Source organism: Methylophaga sp. UBA4204 (assembly GCF_002379485.1).
Classification (GTDB): domain Bacteria; phylum Pseudomonadota; class Gammaproteobacteria; order Nitrosococcales; family Methylophagaceae; genus Methylophaga.
This window is the reverse complement of sequence record NZ_DFTU01000051.1, coordinates 8649-8967: the sequence shown is the minus strand read 5'-3', so window position 1 is coordinate 8967 and position 319 is coordinate 8649. Positions and strand designations below refer to the sequence as shown.

1 pseudogene is annotated in these 319 nt (G+C 48.3%); it reads right to left on the bottom strand.

Features of this window, described 5'->3' with window-relative positions:
- Positions 1–319 (bottom strand): annotated as a pseudogene (locus tag B3182_RS07415) (3-deoxy-7-phosphoheptulonate synthase); the annotation flags it as partial.

The window sequence follows — 319 nt, the reverse complement described above, 5'->3', positions numbered from 1 at the left end:
TCACTGTTCTCCCAAGCCATACAGGCATCCGTAATACTTTGGCCGTAAACCAGTTCTTTATCCGCTTCGACATTCTGTCTACCTGCCACCAGATTGCTTTCCAGCATCAAACCAATAATACGATTATCTCCAGAGGCAATTTGTTCGGCCAGCAATCGACCAACAACTTCCTGCTGCAGGTGATCCTTACCACTATTGGCATGACTGCAATCAACCATCATGCGAACCGGCTGACCGCTACGGCCAATGACTTCGGCTGCCTCATCAATACTGGTTTGATCATAATTAGGTTTTTTCCCGCCGCGGAGAATGACATGGC